Origin of the sequence: Natrarchaeobius versutus (assembly GCF_041205745.1) — an archaeon.
Taxonomy (GTDB): Archaea; Halobacteriota; Halobacteria; order Halobacteriales; family Natrialbaceae; genus Natrarchaeobius; species Natrarchaeobius versutus.
In genome coordinates, this window is sequence record NZ_JBGFCC010000004.1 from 255,372 (window position 1) to 276,984 (window position 21,613).

Genomic DNA, 21,613 nt, shown 5'->3' on the forward strand with positions numbered 1-21,613 from the left:
CGACGACTGACGGCGTACCGATCGGCGATGATCCCGACGACGACTGACGGCGTGATCGGTGACGATCCCGACGACGATTGATTAGAGGCACTCGAGACGGACGCGTCGTGGCCGCTCGGTTTCTTTGCTCAGGGGTACGGGTGGAACGCTCGGTCGAGACGCGTTTCGAAGCCGAGATCGGTGGGAACCGTCCGCGCCCGCTCGCCGAAAAACGGCGTTCCGGTGAAAAGCGGCTGTACGCCGGGGACGACGACGCGGACCGCTTCGAACCCGATTCGCTCGACGTCACGCGTCGTCAGCCGGGCCGCGTACGGCGTCAGTCCGGCGCTCTCGAGCCGTTCGACGACCGACTCGAGCGCGTCGGTTCCCGGTGGAACGTCGTCCGGGCCGACGCCTTCTGCGGGAACCCGCCGACCGACGTCGACGAACTCGCGGGCGGGAACCGGGAACGACGCGTACTCGCCGATCTCTCCGGAGGCCTCCGTCGCATCCTCGGGGCCGAGATTTCGAAGTTCCATCCAGTTCTGGATCGCCTCCTCGAGTGCACCCGTTGCGGCCACCGTCGCATCGAGGCCGGCCGCGGAGCCGACGGCGAACGCTGGCCACGCGTCGTCTCCAGCGTCGACCCCGTCTTCGGAAACCGACGCCGGATCTCGGTGGACGGCGACGGCGACCACCGGGACGTCGATATCTTGGGTCACGAGCAACGGCGTTACCTCGAGTCCCTCGCTTCGGGCGCGGCGCTCGAGCGTCTCGAAACGGTCGTCGTCGACCGCGAGACCGAGCGGTTCGAACGTCGAGTACCACGCGAGCATCGTCGCGTCGCGCTCGATCACTTCAGCCAGCCCCGACAATACGGCGTCGACGGTCGACGATCCGAGGCCGAGTCCGGTCGTTATCGCGGGCACGAGCCGCTCGCCGGGCTGGGGAAACTGCACCGCCGCGGCCGGCAGGTGCGCCGGATCGCCGGTCGCGAGGTTCTCACCCGACACCCAGCGGTGGGTCGCGTCGGGGTCGTACGCCGGTGCGTCCTCGGGTCGGACGAGATCGGTCGGCGAAACGGGGTTCTCGAGAACCGATTCGCTCGCGTGGACGAACTCGTCGTCACGGTAGACGCCCGCGCAGTAGCGCTCGAGGGCCTCGCCTACCGCTTTCATCAGCGCGGCGTTCCAATCGTCCGCGACGCCCGCGGCCTGTTTCGGCGCGCTCGCGTCGCTGAACCCTTCCGTTTCGGCGTTCGTCGCCAGATAGTACGGCGCGGGGAACGACTCGACCTCGCCGATGCTCGCGACGATCCCAACGCGGTCGTCGATCGCCGCCTCAACGCGTTCGACCGCCACCTCCAGATCGAACGCGTCGTCGTCGCGCTCGAGCGTTCGGTCGCGTTCTCCGTCGTCACACGGACAGCCCGGAACCGGAAGCACTCGCCGCCGCCGGTGGGGGAGTTCGACGACGTGGCCGATTACGGACCGTTCATCGCCGGAGAGAACGCGGACGCACTCCCGGCCGGCGAGTGCGCCGGCGAGGCGCGCGGTCGAACGATCGGTACTCGGACGCTCGGTCGTTTCCGGGTCGTGCGACGCGACGCGTGCACGGAGACAGTCGAAACAGCCGGTCGCCGGCGCGAACCCCGACACTGCGGCATCTACGGATTCGAGCGGGCGACCGCCGACGCCGCCGATCTCCACGGCGATCCAGGGTGTACCGCCCTGCAGTGTGGCTTCGTTTGCCTGTACGAACGTACTCGAGCCGGCGACATCGGCAACGACGCCGAACCTGGCGTCGGCGAGATCGGCCGGACTGGCGTCCGTGATCGAGACGTCGACGTCTCCCAGCGCGGCGACGACGGTTTCGTAGACCGGATCGTCACCGACGACGTGAACCTGCATGTCCGTACGCTCGCAGCCGGGATCAAAAAAGGCCGCGACGAGCCTCGAACGATTCCGGATACAAACAGCGCCGAGAATCAACCGTCTCGGGATACGAACGCCGCGGGATTGAGTATCCCGTAGGCCGAAGCGACAGCTGTGAGTACTGCTAACAATCCAACCGAGAGCGTCGTGACCGATGTCGTGGTACCGAGGACCGATTCGGCGGACCGCCATATCACGACGCCGGACCCGAGCAACACGAATACACCAAAGAGCCGTCCGAGCATCTCGACAGTTATCAATCTCGACACGGAATCCGAGCTCTCCATGCTGAAATCCACTGCCCACGGATAGAAAATTGTTAGTATCCCGACGGTTGGAGTTCCGCGGTCGTCAGATCACGGCGGACGTCAATCGGACTCTCCGCGGGCGTCCGTATCCTCTTGTCCTTCCTGTCTGGTCTCCGCGACGTCGACGACGTCGCCGGTCTCCGACGGCATGTCCTCGCCTTCCTTGATCGCCTGGGCCTCCTGTTCCATCGCTTCGACGTCCATCTCGGTCTCTTCGATCTCGCCGATGATCTCGGCGATGTCGTCTAACCCGATCAGTTCGCGCGTTTCCTCGTCGAACTCGAGGCTCTCGAGGTCGGTGCCGTCCGTCTCGACGTCACTCCCCGAGAGGTGTTTACCGTACCGGCCGACCATCGAGGTGAGTTCCTGTGGGAGGACGAACGTCGTCGACTCGCTCTGGCCGATCTCCTCTAAGGCGTCCATTCCTTTGTCGATGACCGCGCGCTCGCCCATCGATTCGGCCGACCGGGCGCGCAGGACGGTCGAAATCGCATCACCCTGGGACTCTAAAATCTCGCTTTGTTTCTCACCCTGGGCGCGGATGATGTTCGATTGCTTTTCACCCTCCGCGCGTTCGACGGCACTCCGGCGTTCACCCTGGGCCTCTAAGATCATCGCCCGGCGACGGCGTTCGGCGGAGGTCTGTTTTTCCATCGCTCCCTTGACGTCCCGCGAGGGCGTCACCTCGCGGACCTCGACCGACTCGACGCGGATACCCCACTCGTCGGTGGGCTCGTCCAGTTCGGCGCGGATCCGCTCGTTGATCATCTCCCGCCGGCTGAGAGTGTCGTCGAGTTCCATATCGCCGAGGACGGCGCGAAGCGTCGTTTGTGCGAGGTTCGACACCGCCCGTTGGTAATCCTCGACCTCGAGGAACGCCCGTTTCGCATCCATCACCCGGATGTAGACGACGGCGTCGGCGGTGACAGGCGAGTTGTCCCGCGTGATCGCCTCCTGGCTCGGCACGTCGATCGTCTGGGTCCGCATGTCGAACGTGTAGACCCGTGAGACGAACGGCGGGACCACGTTCAGCCCCGGCTCGAGTAGTTTGCGGTACTCCCCGAAGACGGTGAGTGCGCCCCTGTCGTAGGCGTCGACGATCTCGATCATCGACCAGACAGTGGCGACGACGAGCACGAGCGCCAGCGCCGCGACGATCAGTATCGGATCGCCGATGTCGAGTTGCAGGGGAATGGGTGCGGTGTGGTCCATTATGTGTGATACGGTGCCAGGACGAATAACTCTTGGGCGCTGGTCGCTCGAACGGCGGAGACGGGAGGTTTTTCTCCGCACACGATAGCATAGTCTCTATGACAAGAGGGTCCGAAGCCGATTCGGAGTTACTGGCGTCTCCGTCCGATCCAGTACGTGATCGTCGGACTGGTGCTGGCGGTGCTCGGGCTCGTCGCGACCTCCTTCGGCGAGGAGCTGGCCGTCCTCGTCGGCGGTCTCTCGCTTGCGGTGCTCGCGTACGCGCCGCTTACCGCCCGTGGAACGACGGTAAAACGACGGACCGAGTGACGCGGTTGACGGTCGACGGTCACTCCTCGTCTCGAAGCCGCGTTAGGACCTCCTCGGCGTTCTCGAGCGCCTGCTCCTTTTTCGCCGGGTAGGCTTCGACCTTTCCGCGGAACGTGATCCCCTCGCCGAGGCGGACGTCGCCCCCGAAAGCGGCCTGTTTGTCGAGTCGGAGGAACAACTCCGTATTTTCGGTGACTCGCTCGTCGAGCTCGTCGGTCAACGTCTCGAAGTCCTTCAGGTCGGCGAGTCTCGAGAGGACGTACCGAACGTCGTCGGCGTTTTCGACGCGAGTCGAGAGGACGAGGATGCGGTCGCCGTAGTGGCCTTCGCTTTCGACCCGTTCGATCGGAAACGGTTCGTCCTCGCCGTCGCGGTCCGGCAGGAAGGTCCGAAGCGCCTCCTCGACGCGCTTTTCGTCCTCAGTGGCGTAGCAAAACGTTCGCAAATCGACGTAGTGAAGCGGAATCTGTGGCATCTGCGGGGGATCGAACGGTGTATCCGTCGTCCGTCTCGGGTCGGTTCCGGCGGCGTTTGGGGACCGCCTCGGCGTCTCGAGATCGGCCCGAACGGTCTGTGGTCGTTACTCGTCGGCGTCCGCATCGACGTCTTCTTCGTCTGCCGCCTCGAGGGCGTCCTCGGGGACGCCGGCTTCCTGTCCGTCCTCGAAGCTGATGGTGTAGGTGACGTCGCCGAACATCGACTCCATCGTCTGGGTAACGGTGCCGGTTTCGCCGTCGAACTCGCTGTGCTCGTCCTCTAAGACGACGCGGTCGTCTTCCTCGAAGCTCATACTCGAGATTCCGCGCCGCCGCGTAAAAAGGAACTGATTGCAGACCTCCGCTTGGGGAGTGTCGTCCGTTGTCCCGTGGTTTGTGTTGACGACCGTTCGAAACGATTAACTGCCTGTGTAGTCAATTATGCAACATGTTCGGAATCCTGTTTATGGTCCTCCCGATCGTCGGCGCGTACGCCGTCTACGTCGATGCGGTCGACCGCGACACCGACGGACCGGTGTGGTGGGCAGTGTTGACGCTCGTCATCGGCTACGGCGTCGGACCGATCTTCCTGGGACTGTTTCTCGTCCTCTATCTCGTTCTCCACTTCCTCGAGGCGAAGTGGGCCGGCCGCCGCTCGGTCTCGGGAGCCTGATCGTCGGCGTTCTTTCCGCTGTGGGGCGATCAGCGAGGGGGTCAGCGGTCGAGTTCCTCGAGTAGCGTCTCCGCGGCGGCACTCGAGGAGCCGGGACCGCGGGCGGTGACGAGGTCGCCGTCGACGGTGACACTCGCGTCGCGCTCGAGTTCCGCATCCCAGTTTCCTCCGGCGGCCTGTACTTCGTCTTCGACCCAGTAGGGGAGTTTCCGGCCGTCCGGCATGCAGTCGTTCTCGTCGACGATGTCTTCTTCCCACTCGTTGGGGAAGCCGGTGACGTCGCGACCGTTGACGAGAAACGCGCCGTGGCTGTCGCGGGCGAACGCGAGGATGCCGACGGCGTGACAGACGACCAGCGCTTTCCCGTCGCCTTCGATCGTCTCCCGCAGAACGTGGCGCGCGTCGCGGTCCTGGTTGACGTCCCACTCGGTGCCGTGGCCGCCGGGGAAGACGACGGCGTCGTAGGCCTCGGCGTCCGCTCGAGCGAGCGGGATCGGATCGTTCAACCGCTCGTCGCTCTCGTGGACCTCGCGGACGTGTTCAGCGGTCTCTTCGCCAACCTGTTCTGGATCGACCGATCGCTCGTCGATCACCGGTGGATTCCCCGACGGCGTCGCGACCGTGATCTCGACTCCTGCCGTCGAGAGCGTCTCGAGCGGTTCGACGCACTCCTCTCCCCAGTATCCTTCTTCGCTGACGACGAACAGTGCCTGCGTCATACGCGAGGGTACACCGACCGCGGATAAAACTCCCCGCCCCGTCCACGATTTCGCCGGCACCGGCACGTATTTTTCGCTGGATAAACAGCCGAACCATTCGTGACGATCAGCGTCGCGGCTTCCCAACCACGGTTCCCGTCCGTTCGTGGCCACACACGGCCGTCTGTGGCGACGGCCACGCGACCCCCGTCGTGGTGAAATCCGCGTGAACTCGAAGACTGTTCCTGTTCGATTCGCCGACCGTCAGACTGCGCTGAGATTGCTTTTTCGCCGTCCGTGACGAACGACTGGTCGGTGATAGCATGTCAGGACGTTCGGGCCCGTTCGACGAACTCGGAGAACTGTTCGACCGACTCGCTCGTCAACTCGAGACGGCGGCTCGATCGTGGGAGACGGAAGTCGACGACCGAAGCCGCCTCGACCTCTCGATGCGGGGATCGACGACCAGTCTCGATCTGACCGAGGAGGGCGAGGCGTTCGTCGTCACCGTTGACGTCCCCGGTTACGAGACCGACGACCTCGAGATCAGCCTCGTCGATGGGACGCTCAGGATCAGGGGCGAACGAACACAGGAGGCAGATCGTGAGGACGAGGAGACGTACATCCGTCGCGAGCGGGAGATGCGATCGTTCAGTCGCCAAGTGCGACTCCCGGAACCCGTCGACGCGGACGACGTCGACGCCACTCTCAACAACGGCGTCCTCACCATCTCCCTGCCCAAACTCGAGCCAGACGGAAACGGACACACGATCGATATCGAGTGAGCGTTTCCGGGGGACCACCGGGAAGCCGATGGGAAGTCACTCGTCGTCACGGGCGGTCTCACCGGTCGTCGAGGTTCAACGCGTCGAAAAACCTCCGGGTAAGTCGGCCGCCGACGAACTCGAGCAGTTGTTCCTCGTCGCCGACGTCGTCACCGAAGAGACCGAGACCGATCCGCCCGCCCGCCATGTCGTGGTGGCCGCCGAGGGCGCCGAACTCGCCGAATCCCTCTTCGAGTGTTTCGCCGATGTGGATCCGGGGATCGATCGATCGCGCACTGATCCGAATCGTCCGACCGACGATGCCGTAGACCAGCACGGTGTCGACGCCCTCGAGGTTGAGCAGGAAGTCCGCCGCCTGGGGGAGGGCGTCAGTTTCGGAGGTCGTCCCCACGCTCGCCACGAGCGAGGAGCCCCGGCGTTCGCGGGTGGCGATCGCGCGACCGATCGCGTCGATCGTCCCCGGCGAGAACGCGCTCCCGTAGAGCTGTTCGAGCGCCTCGAGATCCGCGGTAGGGTAGACCGAAAGCGCCGCTTCGTACTCCCGTCTCGTCGGTTCGCGGACGAAATCGAGGCGTTCCCGGTGGAGGGCAAAAAGCAAGGCGGAGGCGAGTCGGGTCGTCAACTCGACGTCGAGTTCCAGCAGGTACTCCACGAAGATCGTCGCGGTCGCACCGTATCTCGTCCTGACGTCCTCGACGGATGCGCCGACCGACTCGCCCGGATGGTGGTCGACGACGATGTCGGGTTCGACGTCGGCCGACAGTTCGGAGTTCGCGCCGGGGATCGCGTGATCGACGAACGCGATACAGTCGTAGCCGTCGACGTCGACCTCACCGACCGAACGAAGGGAGATGTCGAGCATGTTGACGAAGGCCCGATTCTGTTGGTGAGAGATCTCGCCGCCGTAGACGATCGCCACGTCGCCGACGCCGATATCCTCCGCGATCGCCTCCAGTGCGAGCGCGCTCGCGAGACAGTCGGGATCGGGGTTGTCGTGACAGACGATCGCAAGCGACTCGACCGTCTCGAGGACGGACGCGAGTTCCGCCGCGCGGGACATACGCGAATCTACGGGAAGCGGCCGTTTGAACCTCCGGTGGCTAACGGTCGATCTGCTGTCGAAACGCGGCGTTGATCGGCGAATATGCTCTCGATACCGGAAACCGGTGGTCGCCTCGAGCGAACCACCCGATCGATTGCGACCGACGGACGCGCCGAAGCCGCTACTCGTCCGGAATCAATCCCGTGAGCGCATCGCTCGCCGGTGCGAACTCGATCTCCGTCCCGCGGCCGTCCGCGCGGGCTTTCTCGTACAGCATGTGAGCCGCGGCGACGGTTTCGATGCCGGTTCCGCCGCTGTCGAACACCGTAATCTCGTCGTCGCTCGTCCGACCCGGCGCCACGCCGGCGACGACGTCACCGAGTTCGGCGTGGATATCGTCTTCGGTCACGACGCCCGCCTCGAGCGCCGCGAGGAACGAGCCGGCGTCGTGGGTCGCTCGTTCGCTGAGGTCGGGCACGTACGTCGCGCGCTCGATCGTCGTCGTATCGAGTTCGCGTTCGTCGGGCGAGTACTGGCCCATCGCCGTCACGTGGGTCCCCGGTTCGAGAGAGTCACCGTCGAACACCGGCTCGCTCGCCGTCGTCGCCGTGATGACGACGTCCGCGCCCTCGACGGCCGTCTCGCTCGAAGCGACCGCACGAACCGTCGCCTCGAGGTGGTCGTCGAACTCGTCGGCGAACGATTCGCGGTTTCCGCGCGTTGTGGAGTAGACGCGGACGTCGGCGAACTCCCTGACGGTGGCGGTCGCGTGGAGCTGTCCCCTGGCCTGGGGGCCGCTACCGATCACTGCGAGCGTCTCGGCGTCGTCGCGGGCGAGTGCGTCCACGGCGACGGCGCCCGCCGCGCCGGTCTTGAACGGGTTCATGCTCGCGCCGTCGAGCAACGCGAGGGGCTCGCCGCTGTCGGCGTCGAAAAGCGGCGTCACAAACCACGCGTCGCCGGCTCCGAAGCCGGCGCTGTACATGTATCCGCCCATCGCCCCGGTCTCGGGGAGGATGGCGGCGTAGCTGGTGAACATCCCCGCCGGATCCGACCGAAAGAGCGCAGAACGCGGTTTGGCGGGCGCGCCGTCGGCTCGCTGGCGGTATCCGTCGCGAACGGCGTCGACGTACTCGGCGGGTGTCGCGAGCTCCTCGAGCGCTTCGCTGGTGAGAAAGAGTGTTCGAGTCACGTTCGAGACGGCAACGCGAGAGCGGATAAAGAAATCGGGGAGACGAAGAGATCGGAGGGAGAGTCAGTCCGCGTTGAGTGGAGGACGGGACGACTGGGCTTCGTCCGAGCCGTCCGCGGGGGTGTTTACGAACATTGCGTGACCGATGATCCCCATCGCGACGAATGCACCGATCGGTACCGCTGCCGTTAACGAAAGTCCGACCAAGAAGAGGGCAGCGGTGATACCGAGCAGTGCGACTGGGATGAGGCCAAGAACAATGTCGTAGTATCCAGTCATAATCTATCCTATACTATGGCAAATACGCATATAAGTGTTTCCCATAATTAGCCAGTACTGGATTCGTTCGTAATTTGTATCTCAGTGGTTGGATTCTCATAAGTTATTGTGAAGTCATCAGAATTTCGATCACTCGAGCGGCGAGGAAAACGCCGAGAACTGACTCGAGAGCAAGACTGCGAAACCGACGGAAGCGTCGGGACTGTGCCGGATTCGGCTACATTCGAATCAGACGTTTACACTGGAGCAGGAGATAGGCGCCCGATCGACGTCGGTTCGTTCTCGAAATGTGATTGGTCGTCTGATATCCGTCCGCGAAACCTCGGCACGCGGCGGGGTCGACGCTGTCGTCACCTCGCGTTCAATCGCCGGAGTGCAACGCGACGGCACCGACGCGCCAGCCGACGAGAACGATCAGTCCGAGTCCCGTCATGACGAGCGGGAACGGCCACGCGATACCGCCGTCGAAGTACGGCGACGCCCGGAGGAGAAAGCCGACGTTCGCACCGCCGAGCCAGGTGACCGTCACCGTTCGAACCGTCGGAACAACTGCCAAGTGGTCGGTCGTGTACAGCCCGGCGATCGCCGCGACGATCAGCCAACCGGCCACGAACGGGACGATCGTCTCGAGGGCGGCGAGTGGCTCACCGGCCGGATCGAGCCCGTGGGTGAGCCCACCCGCAGTCACCAGCGCGGCCAGTAAGCCGACGTCGACCGCGGCGAGTGCGACCGTTCGACGGTCGAGGGAACGACCACCGGCGTTTCTCCCGGCTACTGTAGTCATACGGTGTCGTTTGTACGCTCGACATATCGGTTTCCCGGTTCGGTCGCCGACGCGAGAACCGACAGGAGAGGGAACCCCCGGCGACTGAGCGTCGCCGAGTGTCGTCCAACGGACGGGGCGTCCGTGCGAGGTGAACCCTCGCACCGCTCGGTTCGCTCACTGGACACTTCGTTATCGGGCCCGTTCAGCCAGCCGATTTCGTTCGCCGATTCCGGTAGTCGCAGTAGGTGTCCCTTACGAACCGACTCTCGGCACCGAAATCGGCGAAAGTACTGATGTACGCCCGACGCAAAGTCCGTACGATGACCGTGGCTGGCGAGGGGTACGCCGAGTGCGACGGCTGTGATCGGAGGGAGTCGCCCGAAGCGCTCGTCGAGGTCCGAATGCCAAACGGTGACGCCGTCGCCTGTTGCTCTCAGTGTGTGCCCCACGCCCGTCACGTCGCACAGAAGGCATCGTCGCTGGATCAGCCACGAAACACCTGTGACGGCTGTAGCCACGTCGTTCCGGAGACCGAACTCAAGGAGTACGCCCTAGAAGACGGGACGGTCGTCGCCTGCTGTCCGTCGTGTTCGAAGGAGGTTCCCGACGACGCTCGAGACGGGAGACCGACGGAAGATTGCGGACCGGGACCCGAAGGAGATCGGTCGTCGATATCCCGATGTACCCACTGTCACGACCGGATCCTCATCGAACCGTTTCGGGTGACGACCGTCGACGGGCGAGTCGAACGGCTCTGTCGGTCGTGCAAGCGCGACGCCGAACGGCGGGGTGTCGTCTCGAGCGTCGAGATGCGGGCGACCAGAGCACGAGACGTCCTCGGCGTCGACGCGGACGCGAGCGCCGAGACGATCCGTCGGGCCTACCGTCGGCAGGTCAAACGCGCTCACCCGGATCGGTCGACTGGAAGCAGGTCGGCGTTTCGACTCGTCTCGGACGCCTACGATCGGCTGTCGGCCGACGATCACTGAGCGGGAGGATCGCGACGGATGAAGCCGAGCGTCGCCGGGTTGAAGTAGTAGGTACCACCGCACCCTTCACAGGTCGCCGCGAGCGGCTGGCCGTGGCGGTGTCGTTTCCAGAGTTTCGACTGTGGCGCATCGATCTCGAGGACGACCTGCTCGGGACAGCCGTCGGTCGTACAGGGAAACCGCATGAACCAGTTGGGCACGGAGAGCGGACCGAGCGGCTCGAGGTGTCGTCTGAGCCCGGTGAGTAACTCGAAGATCGTCCGCGAGGGATCGTCCCGTTCGATCGGCGCTCCCTCGACGTCGGCGATGAATCCCCCTCGGTGACGATCGGCGGCGTACACCGGAAAGATCGGGATACCTTCGGCCCGCGCGTAGCCGATCTCCTGGTTGACCCATCGGGAGTCGGTCGATCGTTCGGTCAACACTGCGACGAGGATGTCGCTGTCGGCGATTCGACTCTGGAGGCGATCCCGCGTGCTATTCGAGTCTACCTCCTCGAGTGCGATGTGAACCCCGAACGGGAGGTTCTTGACCGTCGAGAACAGCTTCTGGACGAACTCGAGATCCGGGGGCGCGTGCGAGACGTATACCTGTTCTCCGGTCATCGTATTAGTTGCAACGTATATTACCCCGAGTTTAATTAATGTATCTACTCGTCGATCGAACCCGTCGTCACCGTCTCGAGGACCCGCCGGGAAAACTCACCCTCCGAGTATTCCGCGTGGAGGCCGTCGAACCACTCGCGTTCGACGTGCCACCGGCCCCGGAACGAACCGTCAGTCCTGCGGGAGGTGATTTCGAGTCGCCCCGGCGACCACCCCCGTTCGTCCGCGATTTCGAGCACCGTCCGGACGACCGTTCCGACCTCGTCGCTCGTCACCTGCGGAACGTCTGTGACGACCTCGTACTCGAGGCGGAGTTCGTGGCCGTCACGGGGACCGGGGTCGGTGTCGATGGACCGTCCGTCGCCGCGTTCGGTCTCCGAATCGGGGTCGTTCCAGTCAGCCTCGAGAACGTAGATCCCGTGGCTCATGAGCCGATTCTCGAGGGTAACGGCGATGGATCGGTCTCCGGTCATACGACGGGGTTCGACCGGGAGAACGAAAAACGCAGTGGCGGTTCGCGCGAGTTAGAGCGGGGCGACGAGATCCGAGAGTGCGGCCGCCGGATCGTCCGCTTTCGCGACGCCGCTTGCGAGTAACACGCCCTCCGAGCCGAGGTCGCCCGCGGCGACGACGTCGTCCCCGGTGCTGATGCCGGCACCACAGAGGACCGAAACGTCGGAATCCACGTTGGCCGCGGCGGCGACGGCACCCTCGACGACCTCCGGGTCGGCCTGACTGACCGGCGTTCCGGTCCCGATGAGTTCCGGCGGTTCGACGGCAACTGCGTCCGGTCCAAGCGCGGCCGCGCCACCAATTTGGGCGGGGTTGTTCGCACAGACGACCGTCTCGAGGCCCGCCCGGTCGGCGGCCTCGACGGCGCCGTCGACGTCGGCGAGTTTCAGGCGGCGTTCGGAGTGGTTGATCAGCGTCCCGACGGCGCCGGCGTCGGCGACAGTCTCGGCGAGCGTGTGACCGGTGTTGCTCCCGTAGTCGACGGGATCGACGTGCTGGGCCCACGTCTCGGCGCCCGTCTCAGCGACGCGCGCGATATCTGTGGCCTGGGGGGAAACGGCGACGCGGGCGTCGTCGGTAGACTCGTCGACGTCGCGGACCGCTTGGGCGACGGCGACCGGATCACACGGATACGTCTTCAGGTTGACGAGGATGAACATATTGGGTATCCGATCCCCGTCGAAGAAATAGCTTGCGAGTCATCGACAGGGTGTCAGCGTTCGTCCGGTTGCAACCGGCATCCTCACTGGTCATCCACGAGGGCACAACGCGATCCGACCACCACGCAACGCGGTCCGACCGCCAGGGCCGGTCACTGATCGATCGAAAGGATCGATTTCGCGACGGTCTCACGAATCGCCTCGGGCGCGGCGTTCGGGCCCGAAAGCCGCGGCAAGGTCACCACCGGAACGTCGAGCATTCGCTCGAGTTCCTCGGGGTTCGTTCGCTCGGCAACCGTCGCGCCCTCGTACTCGTTGAGGACGACGCCACGGACCGACAGGCCGCGATCCCGGAGCGCGTCGACGCTCAGCGCGGTATGGTTGAGCGTCCCCAGTCCCGAGCGGGCGACGACGAGGGCCGGGACGCCGAGATCCGCGGCGAGATCGATCACCTCCCGCTCGCCGGCAAGCGGAACCCGGAGGCCGCCGATTCCCTCTACAGCCGCGAACTCCGCGTCGGCCGCCACGGCCCGACAGTCCCCGAGGATCGTCTCGTACTCGAGGTCTCGCCCCGTTCGTTGTGCGGCGACGCGTGGGGCAAGCGCCGGCTCGAGTCGGTCCAGGCAGATCGCCGACTCCGTATCGCCACAGACGTCCGCGACGACACCCGCGTCGTCGTCCGGGAGCCCCGTCTGAACCGGTTTGATCGCCCGCGCGTCGATCCCCGCTTCGCGGAGCCAGCCGATGATTCCGGCGGTCACGACGGTCTTTCCGACGCCCGTTCCGGTTCCGGCGACGAACAGGCCGTCGTCGGTGGCGGACGGCCGTTCACTCACGTCAGTTCGCCTCCGTTCGATATGCCGTCGGACGCCGAAACCGAGCCTCCGACGGGAGCCACCGCGGCCGGATGTCCGGGGGATTCTTCACGGGTAGATCACCCCGAGATCGCGTCCGGCCTCCGCGAAGGCCGCCAGACAGGCGTCGACGTCGTCTCTGTCGTGACCGGCACTCGGCGCGATCCGGATTCGGCTCGTCCCCTCGGGAACGGTCGGGGGGCGGATCGCGGGAGCGACGATCCCACCAGACCGGACGCGTTCTGCCAACTCGAGGGCGCGTTCGCGGTCGCCGATCATCACCGGGAGGATCTGGGTCGATCCGCCGAGTTCGTATCCGAGATCGGTCAACCCCGCACGGAGACGCGCCGCGTTCTCGTGGAGGCGGTCACGGCGCGTCGAATCGCGGGTGATCCGTACTGCCTCCTCGGCCGCGGCCGCCGCGGGCGGGGCGAGCCCGGTCGAAAAGACGAACGAGCGGGCGGCGTTAACGAGGTGTTCGACCAGTTCGGCCGAGCCGGCGACGTACCCGCCCTGGCTTCCCAGCGCCTTCGAGAGCGTCCCGAGTTGGACGTGAACCCGATCCTCGAGCCCCTCGCGCTGGACGATGCCACCCCCGTCGTCGTAGAGCCCGGTGGCGTGGGCCTCGTCGACCATCACCCAGGCGCCGTAGCGCCCGGCGAGTTCACAGAGCGCCTCGAGCGGGGCGACGGTGCCGTCCATGCTGAACACCGAGTCGGTGACGATCAGCCACGATTCCTCGTCGCTCTCCGCACTCGTTGCCTCGCGTTCGCGGCGCTTGCACAACGTCGCGGCGAGATCGTCGACGTCGCGGTGATCGTAGACGACGATTTCGGCGTCGGAGAGACGACAGCCGTCGACGACGCTCGCGTGATTGAGCGCATCGGAGAAGACGACGTCGGGCGAGAGCGCCGTGATCGTCCCCACGTTTGCGGCGTACCCCGACGAGAACGTCAGCGCACGCTCGGTTCCCTTCGCGTCGGCGAGGGTGCGCTCGAGACTTCGATGTGTGACCGTATCGCCGGTGACGAGTCGGCTCGCGCCAGCGCCGACGCCGACGGACGCGGCGGCCTCTCGGGCCGCGTCGACGAGCCGTCCGTCGCCCGCCAGCCCGAGGTAGTCGTTCGAGGCGAACACCAGCGTTCCGGATTCTTCCAGTGTGGGGACTCGAGCGCCCGGATCCGGTGCGAATCGTGCGTACTCGCCGACGCGGTCGGCGGGTCGAAGCTCGCGGTACAGTTCCCGGGACCGGCGGTCCTCGAGACGCGTTCCGAGATCGAAACCGTGCCCGGACATGCTCAAAAGCCCGGCATCAACTCGGCGGCACCGACGACACCGTAGTCGTCGTTTCGGTTCCGGTCGACGCCGGCTTTCAGGTAGCCGAGCGCGGGGCCGTTTACGTTCGCGGCCATGCTCGTCGCGTCGTCCAGTTGGAAGGTGTTGGTACCGCGCTCGCCGTCGAACGTGCGGCCGGTCACGGAGACGGTCGTCGTCGTCGGCTTCTCGTCCGAGCGGACGTCGAGAATCCCGCCGACGGTGACGTCCGCCGCGTCGCAGATTCCGGCCCGCTCCAAGAGGACGTCGTCTGCGTGATCCATGTCGTCGAACTCGAGGGTCCCGTCGCGCTCCTCGAGGAGCGTTTCGATCTCTGCGTCGCTCATGTCGCGGGCGGCGTCGATGTCGTAGCCGTCGAGATGGGCGATGTCCTCGCGGACGGTTCCACGGTTGTCCTCGTAGCCGGATTTGAGGCCGACACCCCACCGGATTTCGACCGCTTCTACCTCGACGAACGACTGGGCGGCCAGCGCCGCGGCCCCGGTCAAAAAGCCCGGCGTCGCCCCGGCGCCACAGACGAAGGTGATTCCGGCATCCTCGAAGCGCTCCTCGCGCTCGTCGAGCAGTCCGATCACTCGCGAGCGTTTGAGCACGTCGACGAGCACGCCCGAGTAGTCAGCGTCGACGAAGCGGTCGGCTACCGCCGGAACGAAGCCGTGCTCGAGGTTCGGGAGTGCGATCACGACGGCGTCGATCGCGTCGGATTCGGCAATGACGTCGTCGATCGCTGTTTCGGTCGGTTCGCCCTGCTCGGACGCAACGACACCGGCGTTCTCTCCGGTCTGTTTGACGCCCGCACGCTCTCCCGCCTCGATCGCGGCCCCGCTCTCAGCGGAGCCGCGCTCGCGGTCGCCCGTACGTTCGCTCGCAACGTTTCCCTCGGTCGCCTCGAGCAGTTCGTCGACGTCCAGACCGCCGTGATCGACCGCGATTCCGTGGCGATCACAGGCGGCGACGGGGACGATTCCCGCTTTGTGCTGGCTGACCTCGAGCGTTCGTCTCCCGATTCCTCCGGTGCCGAGAACTGCAACGTGAATGTCGTCCATATGTATCCGGTTGTGGCCGCTCGACCGGGTTCGTCGGCCGACCCACGGACGGCGACTGATCGGCCAGGTCCGTTGCCCGGTCGCGACGATCGTTCGATTGGTCACCTCGTAAACCACAGGTTTTAATCTAGTTTACGAAGTGTTAGTTTTTGCTATTGCTAGTGAACATCTCATTTTCGAGGATCGGTACTACGACGGGCGAACAAGACGATCAGCGTGCTTCGACGAAACTCCTGTGACTGATCTCGACAGTCGTGTAGACAGAGCTCTGAAGGCGGTGAACAAAAAAGCGATCGCGGTCGACCGGCTGGCGTCAAACAGTTCCCCGACCGTCAGTTCCGGCGCGGCCGCGACCCGTCTTGTGGCCGGATCGGTACGTCGGTACGGCAGTCCGTATCAGTCCTTTCGCTTGACGACGTCGCCGAGCGTGTAACTGCCGGAGGACGAGCCGCCCGACCACTCGGAGTCGTCGCTCGATCCACCGTCCGCGCTCAGGTCGACGTCGAGGAACCGCTCGAGTTTCGACTGGACGCGGTCGCTTGGTAGCGTATCGCCGCGTTCGATCTTGCGGATGAGACTCGCCTTCTCGTTGAGTTCGTTGGCGAGATCGGACTGGCTGAGTCCCTTCCCCTCGCGGGCGTTTCGCACCTGGTCGTCGTAGTCGGCGACGAGCTGGTCCATGTCGTCGAACATGTCGGTTCGGCGGGAGCCACCGGAGCTGGAACTCGTCGACGAACTCGAGGACGCGCTCGAACTCGAGGTACTCGAGCCACCGGAGGAACTCGATCCAGTCGAGTACTTCGTGGATCCGCTCGAGCTCGAGGGCTGTTTGACCTCGGTGCCGAAGTCGGTGCAGTTCGAACACACGTCGAGCTTCGCGCCCTCGACTTTGATGGTCTTCGGAGACGACGTCTCGGCGCCACACATCTCGCACTGAACCATGTGCGAACCTATATCGCGCCGAGTGATAAACCATGCGGCGAGACCGAACCGCTCACTCGAGTGCGCGCCAGGAGTAGAAGAATCGCTGGAGGGCGGTCAGGTGCCCCACGGCGGCCAGGAAGACGAGCAGCCAGCCGATCAGGGAGAGTTCGCCGTACGTTCCCGAAAACGGGTAGGCGAGAAAGCCGACGACGCCGATGATCGCCAGTCGGTCCGCGCGACCGACGAGTCCGCCGTAGACTCGGTCGAGGCCGACGGCCTGGGCCTGCGTCCCGAGATAGGAGGTCATGACGACGCCGGTGACGGCGAGAAAGCCAAGCAGGTAGTCGCCGATCCCCGCCGCGAGACCGCCGATGACGACGATGTCGGCGTACCGATCGAGAACGTGATCGAGGAGGTCGCCCCCAGCCGAAGCGACCTCCTGTTCGCGCGCGAGCGCGCCGTCGACGATATCGAGCCAGCCGTTCAGAAAGACCAACACCGCCGCCCCGACGTACCAGATCGGGTCGGCCCGCCCGCCGAGCAAGAATGCGACGGCCGCCAGCACGGCCATGAAAAACGCCAGCACGCTCACCCCGTCGGGCGTCATGCCGACCCGATCGAACCCCTTCACGAAGGGGTCGAGAAACCGCGAGACGTACGGTCGAAGCTGATCGAGCGTCACGCCAGATACCCCACGAAGTCGACGTCGCCGGCGCTCGGCTCTCGCTCGCCCGCGATAACCGCCTCGAGGTCGTCGGCGACCGCTTCCGGGGCGCTGTCGGTCGTATCGATTTCGTAAACCGACTCGAGGCCGTGTTCCTCGACCGCCTCCGCGAGGATTACGTCCAGCGCCTCGCTCTCGGCGTTCTCGGTCGCTTTCGCCTCGCTCTCGCCGCGCTCGCGGAGTCGGCGCTCGAGGTCGTCGGGGCGACACCGGAGGACGGCGACGCGCTCGGCGTCGACGAGGTGGGCGAGGTGAGAGTCGATGACGACATCGTCTCTGTCCTCGAGCCACGCCGACAGCGCCTCGAGGTCGGCGACCTTGCTCTCGCGTTCGGCGTCGACCGCCGTGTACAGCCCCTCGCGCTCGAGAACGTCGTTCAGGTGGACGACCTCGAGATTCGGTTCGGGCCCCGTCTCGAGGCGTTCCCCGAGTATCGTCGTCGCGGTCGTCTTCCCGGTTCCGGGCGTCCCGGTGACGGCGACCCTCACGTATCGGGCACCTCCGCTTGGGCGCCGGGTGTGACCTCGAGGTCGGCGAGAACCGCGTTCGTCGCTTCGATCGCTCGCTCGGTCTCCTCGTCGGTTCCGCAGGTGATCCTGATACAGCCGGGGAGGCCGAAACTGGTGCAATCACGAACGATGACGCCCCGCTCCTGGAGTTCCTCGGCGACCGCGGCGGCGTCGCCGACCTCGACGAGGACGAAGTTCCCCTCGCTCGGCCAGACGTGGGCCTCGATTCCCTCGCCCATCGCGTTTCGCGACTCTCGAGCCGTCTCGACGGTCCGTTCGACGTGTTCGGTGTCGTCCATCGCGGCCAATCCGGCGCGGCAGGCGAGTTCGCTCGCGGCGAACGGTGTGTTCACGCGGGTGTACGCCTCGCCCCACTCCTCGGGAACGACGGCGTATCCCAGTCGAACGCCCGCCAGGCCGTAAGCCTTCGAGAACGTCCGGAGGACGGCGACGTCGTCGCGGGCATCGTAGCCCGCACGGCCCTCGATGAGCGCCACCGCGCTCTCGGTTTCGGCGAACTCGCCGTAGGCCTCGTCGACGACGATCAGCGTCTCCTCGTCGGTCTCCGCGGCGAGGCGTTCGATCTCCGAAAGCGGGATCGTCGACCCCGAGGGGTTGTGCGGGCTCGTGAGCCAGACGACTCGTTCGCCGTCGTAGGCCTCGAGCACCGTCTCGGCTGTCTGCTCGAACCCGTCTGTGCGCTCGATCGGGTACTCGGCGACCTCGCCGTGGTGAAAGCGCGAACTCATGCCGTAGTAGGCAAAGCCCGGTGTGGGAACGAGGACGGCGTCGTCGGGCTCGAGCGTCGCCCGGTGGAGGTAATCGATCGCACCGTCGCCGCCGTTTGCGAGCCAGACCTGCTCGCCGGCGACGTTCCAGCGGTCAGCGATCGCTTCCACGAGGTCGGCGTGGGCGGCTTTGGGGTAGGAACTCATCCCCGAGACGTGCTCACGGATCGCCACGGTCGCGGCCGGCGACGGGCCGTGGGGGTTCTCGTTCGAGGCGAGTTTGACGAACTCCGAGGGATCCCGGTCGAGTTCGCGGGCGACTTCCTCGATGCCCCGACCCGCCTCGTATGCGACGTGATCGGACAGGTCGCGCGGTTGCATACCCGAATCCTGTTCGCCGTGGCTCTTAAGGGTGCTTACCTGTCCACGCAACGGGGGTTTCTCGAGGTCGTCGGTCCCGAATTTGTTCCGGGTACTCTCGTACGGACTGCTACCAGTCAATTCCTGACCGGTCGTGACCCGTCTTTCGATCGTCCCCTGCTCCCAGTAGAAGTCCAACGTCACCGCCCACGGTCTGAGTGAGATCCAGTAGTGAACGACGGCAACGTACAGCGTGCATCTTCCAGTACGTCGCTTTCCGATTGCCATGCCCTTATTTCGTTGAAGTTTCGAAGCGCCGGACGTGACTCTCGAGCCGCTCGCAGTGTCTTTAATAACTATCGAACCAATATCTGCAGTCTTCACAGCATATCTCTGTTAATTATTCCGAATAACATTCAAGAAATGTGCAGGAGACTTCATTCATGTATATCGAATTGTGTTATAACAGTGAGGTAACGTGAACAGTCTCATTTAATTATCGTATGGAAACTCATCACCTGTACAAGTGACATCTGAATCAATATGGCTTTCGTGGATTCTGAATCCAACTTCGTCGCCATGGTCACAATTTGCCGGGAACTCGACGGTTTCCGAACGGTTTTCATCAATGCTTAGTTCTGCGGTAAGCTCTGCAGTTCTGATTGTACTATCCAGCGAAATATGTGTCGTCGTAGATGAATTGACTCCGTCAGGATCGGGACTTTCACTAGGAAGATCCAAAGATTGTTGAACAAGTAGTTCATCATCCTTGTGGATCTCTAGATATGCTGTAAAAGATTCGTCGGTATGATTTATTGCAGTGAATCCGATTGTATGCTGTCTATCCTGAAAATAGGTACATCCGGAGAAAACACCCGCTAGTACCGGGAAGATCGAAAGAATAGTTCTGCGGGAGAGGTTCTTTTCCATAATGGTATTCAGTAATAGCCAAATATCATACTTTCTATTATGGGGTTGAAATATATTGAGAGAGGCATCATCAGATATATGGATCGCTAAGATATGGCCTGGTATTCTACTTCTAACGGTTGTTGTGGTGTTGAATGGATCAATAGCGGGTTGGTGTAATCACAGAAGCAACGCCCACGACTTTCTGAAATACCTTGTATAAACGATCCTCCCGGAGTTCCCATTATGCTAAGGGCAAATCGTGGGTACATTATAACAGAATGTGTTCCGGAATCATACTCATTGTTCACTCTGAAACGGACATTACTAATATCACCATCTTCTCCCCCAGTGGGGAGGTTGTCATTATATGGGTCCATAGGAATATAGAAATTTATTTCATCACCTTGACTGGATCGTTCTACCTGCGCGCTTCCATTTTGATCGTAACCGGTTGCTGCAGTTGCCATGCTAGTGAGGAGATTTCCATGGATAGAGTCGACAAAACTAAACAGTCTATTCAGTTGACTATTACTACTACCACCATCGCCGTCTTGTGGCTCTGGATCAGTAAAGTAGAGGTCATCTCTAACTTCGTCTTCTCCGATCTGAATCTCAAATTCAAATCCAAATGGACGTCCGTACGGTGGGGTGGTGCTAGAAGAGCAACGGTCACCAATAAGATGATCATCAGGTCTATCTGAGAAATAGATATGAGCCTCCCACATTCCACTCTGTCCTGCTTCAATTTGATAGTATTCTTCTTTGCCAGTTCCCCTTCCTGTGATTCCGGTAACTAAATTCCATGTCGGGTCTCTATCACTGCAATCGGTTCGGTCACCTCCGCGATCAAACCAAGGCTTCTCACCTAAAACACCGCACTGAACATAGTCTTGGTTTACAGCATTTGATCGTGAACCAGAATTATGTTTTGTTGTCACTTCTCCTCGGTCAACTTCTTTATTATTTAAGCCGTTGATAAGCCGTTTAGAGCCAGAATCTGTCGGAAGTCCTTCACTTGGCACAGCAAAGGTAAGCGAACTTTCTTCCCACTTATCAATCGATGAGAATGTATCGACAGAATCTTCGTAACTGAAATCCTTTCTTGGGATTAAATAGAATCCAAGGCTTCCCCATTGACCAGACGGTCGGCGCAAAACACCTGCAAACCGCCGTGGATCATCAAGTGCAATTAATTGCAATGAAAGCGGGTATTTTTCGCCCTGATACTCTTCTAGAAACTCCTCTGAATCGAATGTTCCACGAAAAACCTTTGCCTCTGAGCTATTATTATGCTCTATATTCTCCAACGATAAGGAGTACCCTGCGATATTCAGGACTCCACTTGGACCCTTATTATTTAATGTTTGCGCGAGCCGGCCCAGCGACTTGATGCGTGAGCGTATCATACGCTATTCCTTGGAATCCAGAATTAGATGCAGTCACAGAATCTGAAACACCAATTAGACAGGCTGTACCTCCACTAATCGCTTTCAGCACTGTTCTCCTTGTACCACGGCTATTGTCGATCTGTTTCATGGATCTATAATCCGCGGAGGTTTATATAAACTACACATACTATACTCTATGAGAGAAATTCACCCCAACATTCATAATGCGGGATTTCTATATTAGAGTATATAAAATATTTATAAAATTAATTGAGCGTGTTTCGTGGTACATCGCCACAAACCGTTGGATTCTCTTATAGTAATAACGATAACAACCCACACATTGATCGGCGATCCATCTGGCGATCAGATGTGCATGGACGTTCCGCGGATATATCGCTCACAGCACGCTCA

26 protein-coding genes are annotated in these 21,613 nt (G+C 62.8%); 4 read left to right on the forward strand and 22 right to left on the reverse strand.

Annotation, left to right across the window (positions count from 1 at the left end; translation table 11 throughout):
• Window positions 1-128: 128 nt before the first annotated feature.
• The 3 genes from AB7C87_RS11200 to AB7C87_RS11210 all read right to left on the reverse strand — a co-directional run bounded on the left by AB7C87_RS11200 (window position 129) and on the right by AB7C87_RS11210 (window position 3,433).
• Complete coding sequence (locus AB7C87_RS11200; protein WP_369729547.1) at window positions 129-1,889, reverse strand: YcaO-like family protein; 1,761 nt, start codon at window positions 1,887-1,889, stop codon at window positions 129-131.
• A 77-nt stretch (window positions 1,890-1,966) separates the two neighbouring features.
• The gene (locus AB7C87_RS11205; RefSeq protein WP_369729548.1) at window positions 1,967-2,200 is read right to left on the reverse strand and encodes a hypothetical protein; all 234 of its coding nucleotides are present in this window, start codon (window positions 2,198-2,200) and stop codon (window positions 1,967-1,969) included.
• A gap of 81 nt (window positions 2,201-2,281) precedes the next feature.
• Window positions 2,282-3,433: an SPFH domain-containing protein gene (locus AB7C87_RS11210; protein WP_369729549.1), complete on the reverse strand. Its 1,152-nt coding sequence runs from the start codon at window positions 3,431-3,433 to the stop codon at window positions 2,282-2,284.
• A gap of 156 nt (window positions 3,434-3,589) precedes the next feature.
• Between AB7C87_RS11210 and AB7C87_RS11215 the strand changes: the two genes are divergently transcribed.
• Window positions 3,590-3,742, forward strand: coding sequence for a hypothetical protein (locus AB7C87_RS11215; RefSeq protein ID WP_369729550.1), 153 nt, complete (start codon window positions 3,590-3,592; stop codon window positions 3,740-3,742).
• 19 nt (window positions 3,743-3,761) lie between these two features.
• Here AB7C87_RS11215 and AB7C87_RS11220 read toward each other — a convergent pair whose 3' ends face one another.
• Together AB7C87_RS11220 and AB7C87_RS11225 are read right to left on the reverse strand one after the other, a co-directional pair.
• Entirely contained in the window at window positions 3,762-4,217 is a 456-nt protein-coding gene (locus AB7C87_RS11220) for an RNA-binding protein (protein WP_369729551.1), read from the reverse strand.
• A 105-nt stretch (window positions 4,218-4,322) separates the two neighbouring features.
• On the reverse strand, window positions 4,323-4,532 hold the full coding sequence (locus tag AB7C87_RS11225; protein ID WP_369729552.1) for a DUF1918 domain-containing protein: 210 nt from the start codon (window positions 4,530-4,532) through the stop codon (window positions 4,323-4,325).
• Between the two features lie 134 nt (window positions 4,533-4,666).
• On the opposite strand from AB7C87_RS11225, the gene AB7C87_RS11230 reads away from it, so the two are divergent.
• Entirely contained in the window at window positions 4,667-4,891 is a 225-nt protein-coding gene (locus AB7C87_RS11230; protein ID WP_369729553.1) for a hypothetical protein, read from the forward strand.
• Window positions 4,892-4,932: 41 nt separating this feature from the next.
• Here the strand turns inward: AB7C87_RS11230 and AB7C87_RS11235 are convergent, their stop codons facing one another.
• Window positions 4,933-5,610 (reverse strand): type 1 glutamine amidotransferase domain-containing protein, encoded by a 678-nt coding sequence (locus AB7C87_RS11235; RefSeq protein ID WP_369729554.1) that lies wholly within the window; start codon window positions 5,608-5,610, stop codon window positions 4,933-4,935.
• Window positions 5,611-5,912: 302 nt separating this feature from the next.
• Here AB7C87_RS11235 and AB7C87_RS11240 point away from each other — a divergent pair, with 302 nt between their 5' ends.
• Entirely contained in the window at window positions 5,913-6,374 is a 462-nt protein-coding gene (locus AB7C87_RS11240) for an Hsp20/alpha crystallin family protein (protein ID WP_369729555.1), read from the forward strand.
• 58 nt (window positions 6,375-6,432) lie between these two features.
• On the opposite strand, the gene AB7C87_RS11245 is transcribed toward AB7C87_RS11240, so the two are convergent.
• The 4 genes from AB7C87_RS11245 to AB7C87_RS11260 all read right to left on the reverse strand — a co-directional run bounded on the left by AB7C87_RS11245 (window position 6,433) and on the right by AB7C87_RS11260 (window position 9,671).
• A complete protein-coding gene (locus AB7C87_RS11245; protein ID WP_369729556.1) occupies window positions 6,433-7,434 on the reverse strand; it encodes a DHH family phosphoesterase in 1,002 nt (333 codons plus the stop codon).
• Between the two features lie 163 nt (window positions 7,435-7,597).
• Window positions 7,598-8,608, reverse strand: coding sequence for an ornithine cyclodeaminase family protein (locus tag AB7C87_RS11250; RefSeq protein ID WP_369729557.1), 1,011 nt, complete (start codon window positions 8,606-8,608; stop codon window positions 7,598-7,600).
• 63 nt (window positions 8,609-8,671) lie between these two features.
• Complete coding sequence (locus AB7C87_RS11255; protein WP_369729558.1) at window positions 8,672-8,887, reverse strand: DUF8015 family protein; 216 nt, start codon at window positions 8,885-8,887, stop codon at window positions 8,672-8,674.
• A gap of 361 nt (window positions 8,888-9,248) precedes the next feature.
• Complete coding sequence (locus AB7C87_RS11260) at window positions 9,249-9,671, reverse strand: DUF3054 domain-containing protein (protein ID WP_369729559.1); 423 nt, start codon at window positions 9,669-9,671, stop codon at window positions 9,249-9,251.
• 302 nt (window positions 9,672-9,973) lie between these two features.
• Between AB7C87_RS11260 and AB7C87_RS11265 the strand changes: the two genes are divergently transcribed.
• Window positions 9,974-10,642 (forward strand): J domain-containing protein, encoded by a 669-nt coding sequence (locus tag AB7C87_RS11265; RefSeq protein WP_369729560.1) that lies wholly within the window; start codon window positions 9,974-9,976, stop codon window positions 10,640-10,642.
• Here AB7C87_RS11265 and AB7C87_RS11270 read toward each other — a convergent pair.
• From AB7C87_RS11270 to AB7C87_RS11325, 12 genes are all read right to left on the reverse strand, one after another.
• Window positions 10,636-11,247 (reverse strand): toll/interleukin-1 receptor domain-containing protein, encoded by a 612-nt coding sequence (locus AB7C87_RS11270; RefSeq protein ID WP_369729561.1) that lies wholly within the window; start codon window positions 11,245-11,247, stop codon window positions 10,636-10,638. The two genes, AB7C87_RS11265 and AB7C87_RS11270, sit on opposite strands and share 7 nt — an antisense overlap.
• 44 nt (window positions 11,248-11,291) lie before the next feature.
• Window positions 11,292-11,720 (reverse strand): DUF8159 domain-containing protein, encoded by a 429-nt coding sequence (locus AB7C87_RS11275; protein WP_369729562.1) that lies wholly within the window; start codon window positions 11,718-11,720, stop codon window positions 11,292-11,294.
• Window positions 11,721-11,771: 51 nt separating this feature from the next.
• Window positions 11,772-12,419: a triose-phosphate isomerase gene (gene tpiA, locus AB7C87_RS11280; protein WP_369729563.1), complete on the reverse strand. Its 648-nt coding sequence runs from the start codon at window positions 12,417-12,419 to the stop codon at window positions 11,772-11,774.
• 152 nt (window positions 12,420-12,571) lie between these two features.
• Window positions 12,572-13,255 (reverse strand): dethiobiotin synthase, encoded by a 684-nt coding sequence (bioD, locus tag AB7C87_RS11285; protein ID WP_369729564.1) that lies wholly within the window; start codon window positions 13,253-13,255, stop codon window positions 12,572-12,574.
• Between the two features lie 87 nt (window positions 13,256-13,342).
• Window positions 13,343-14,569: an aminotransferase class I/II-fold pyridoxal phosphate-dependent enzyme gene (locus AB7C87_RS11290; protein WP_369729565.1), complete on the reverse strand. Its 1,227-nt coding sequence runs from the start codon at window positions 14,567-14,569 to the stop codon at window positions 13,343-13,345.
• Window positions 14,570-14,571: 2 nt separating this feature from the next.
• The gene (bioU, locus tag AB7C87_RS11295; RefSeq protein ID WP_369729566.1) at window positions 14,572-15,654 is read right to left on the reverse strand and encodes a (S)-8-amino-7-oxononanoate synthase BioU; all 1,083 of its coding nucleotides are present in this window, start codon (window positions 15,652-15,654) and stop codon (window positions 14,572-14,574) included.
• A gap of 396 nt (window positions 15,655-16,050) precedes the next feature.
• Window positions 16,051-16,596 carry a multiprotein bridging factor aMBF1 gene (locus tag AB7C87_RS11300; protein ID WP_369729567.1) on the reverse strand — a complete coding sequence of 182 codons (546 nt, stop codon included), beginning with the start codon at window positions 16,594-16,596 and terminating at the stop codon, window positions 16,051-16,053.
• 52 nt (window positions 16,597-16,648) lie between these two features.
• Window positions 16,649-17,260 carry a CDP-alcohol phosphatidyltransferase family protein gene (locus AB7C87_RS11305; protein WP_369729568.1) on the reverse strand — a complete coding sequence of 204 codons (612 nt, stop codon included), beginning with the start codon at window positions 17,258-17,260 and terminating at the stop codon, window positions 16,649-16,651.
• Complete coding sequence (locus AB7C87_RS11310; RefSeq protein WP_369729569.1) at window positions 17,257-17,790, reverse strand: adenylate kinase family protein; 534 nt, start codon at window positions 17,788-17,790, stop codon at window positions 17,257-17,259. Before AB7C87_RS11310 ends, AB7C87_RS11305 begins: the two co-directional genes overlap by 4 nt.
• Window positions 17,787-18,920, reverse strand: coding sequence for a histidinol-phosphate transaminase (gene hisC, locus AB7C87_RS11315; protein ID WP_369729570.1), 1,134 nt, complete (start codon window positions 18,918-18,920; stop codon window positions 17,787-17,789). Before hisC ends, AB7C87_RS11310 begins: the two co-directional genes overlap by 4 nt.
• 471 nt (window positions 18,921-19,391) lie before the next feature.
• Window positions 19,392-19,829 (reverse strand): hypothetical protein, encoded by a 438-nt coding sequence (locus AB7C87_RS11320; protein ID WP_369729571.1) that lies wholly within the window; start codon window positions 19,827-19,829, stop codon window positions 19,392-19,394.
• A gap of 86 nt (window positions 19,830-19,915) precedes the next feature.
• Window positions 19,916-21,217, reverse strand: a complete 1,302-nt coding sequence (locus AB7C87_RS11325; RefSeq protein WP_369729572.1) for a hypothetical protein — start codon at window positions 21,215-21,217, stop codon at window positions 19,916-19,918.
• Window positions 21,218-21,613: the final 396 nt, after the last annotated feature.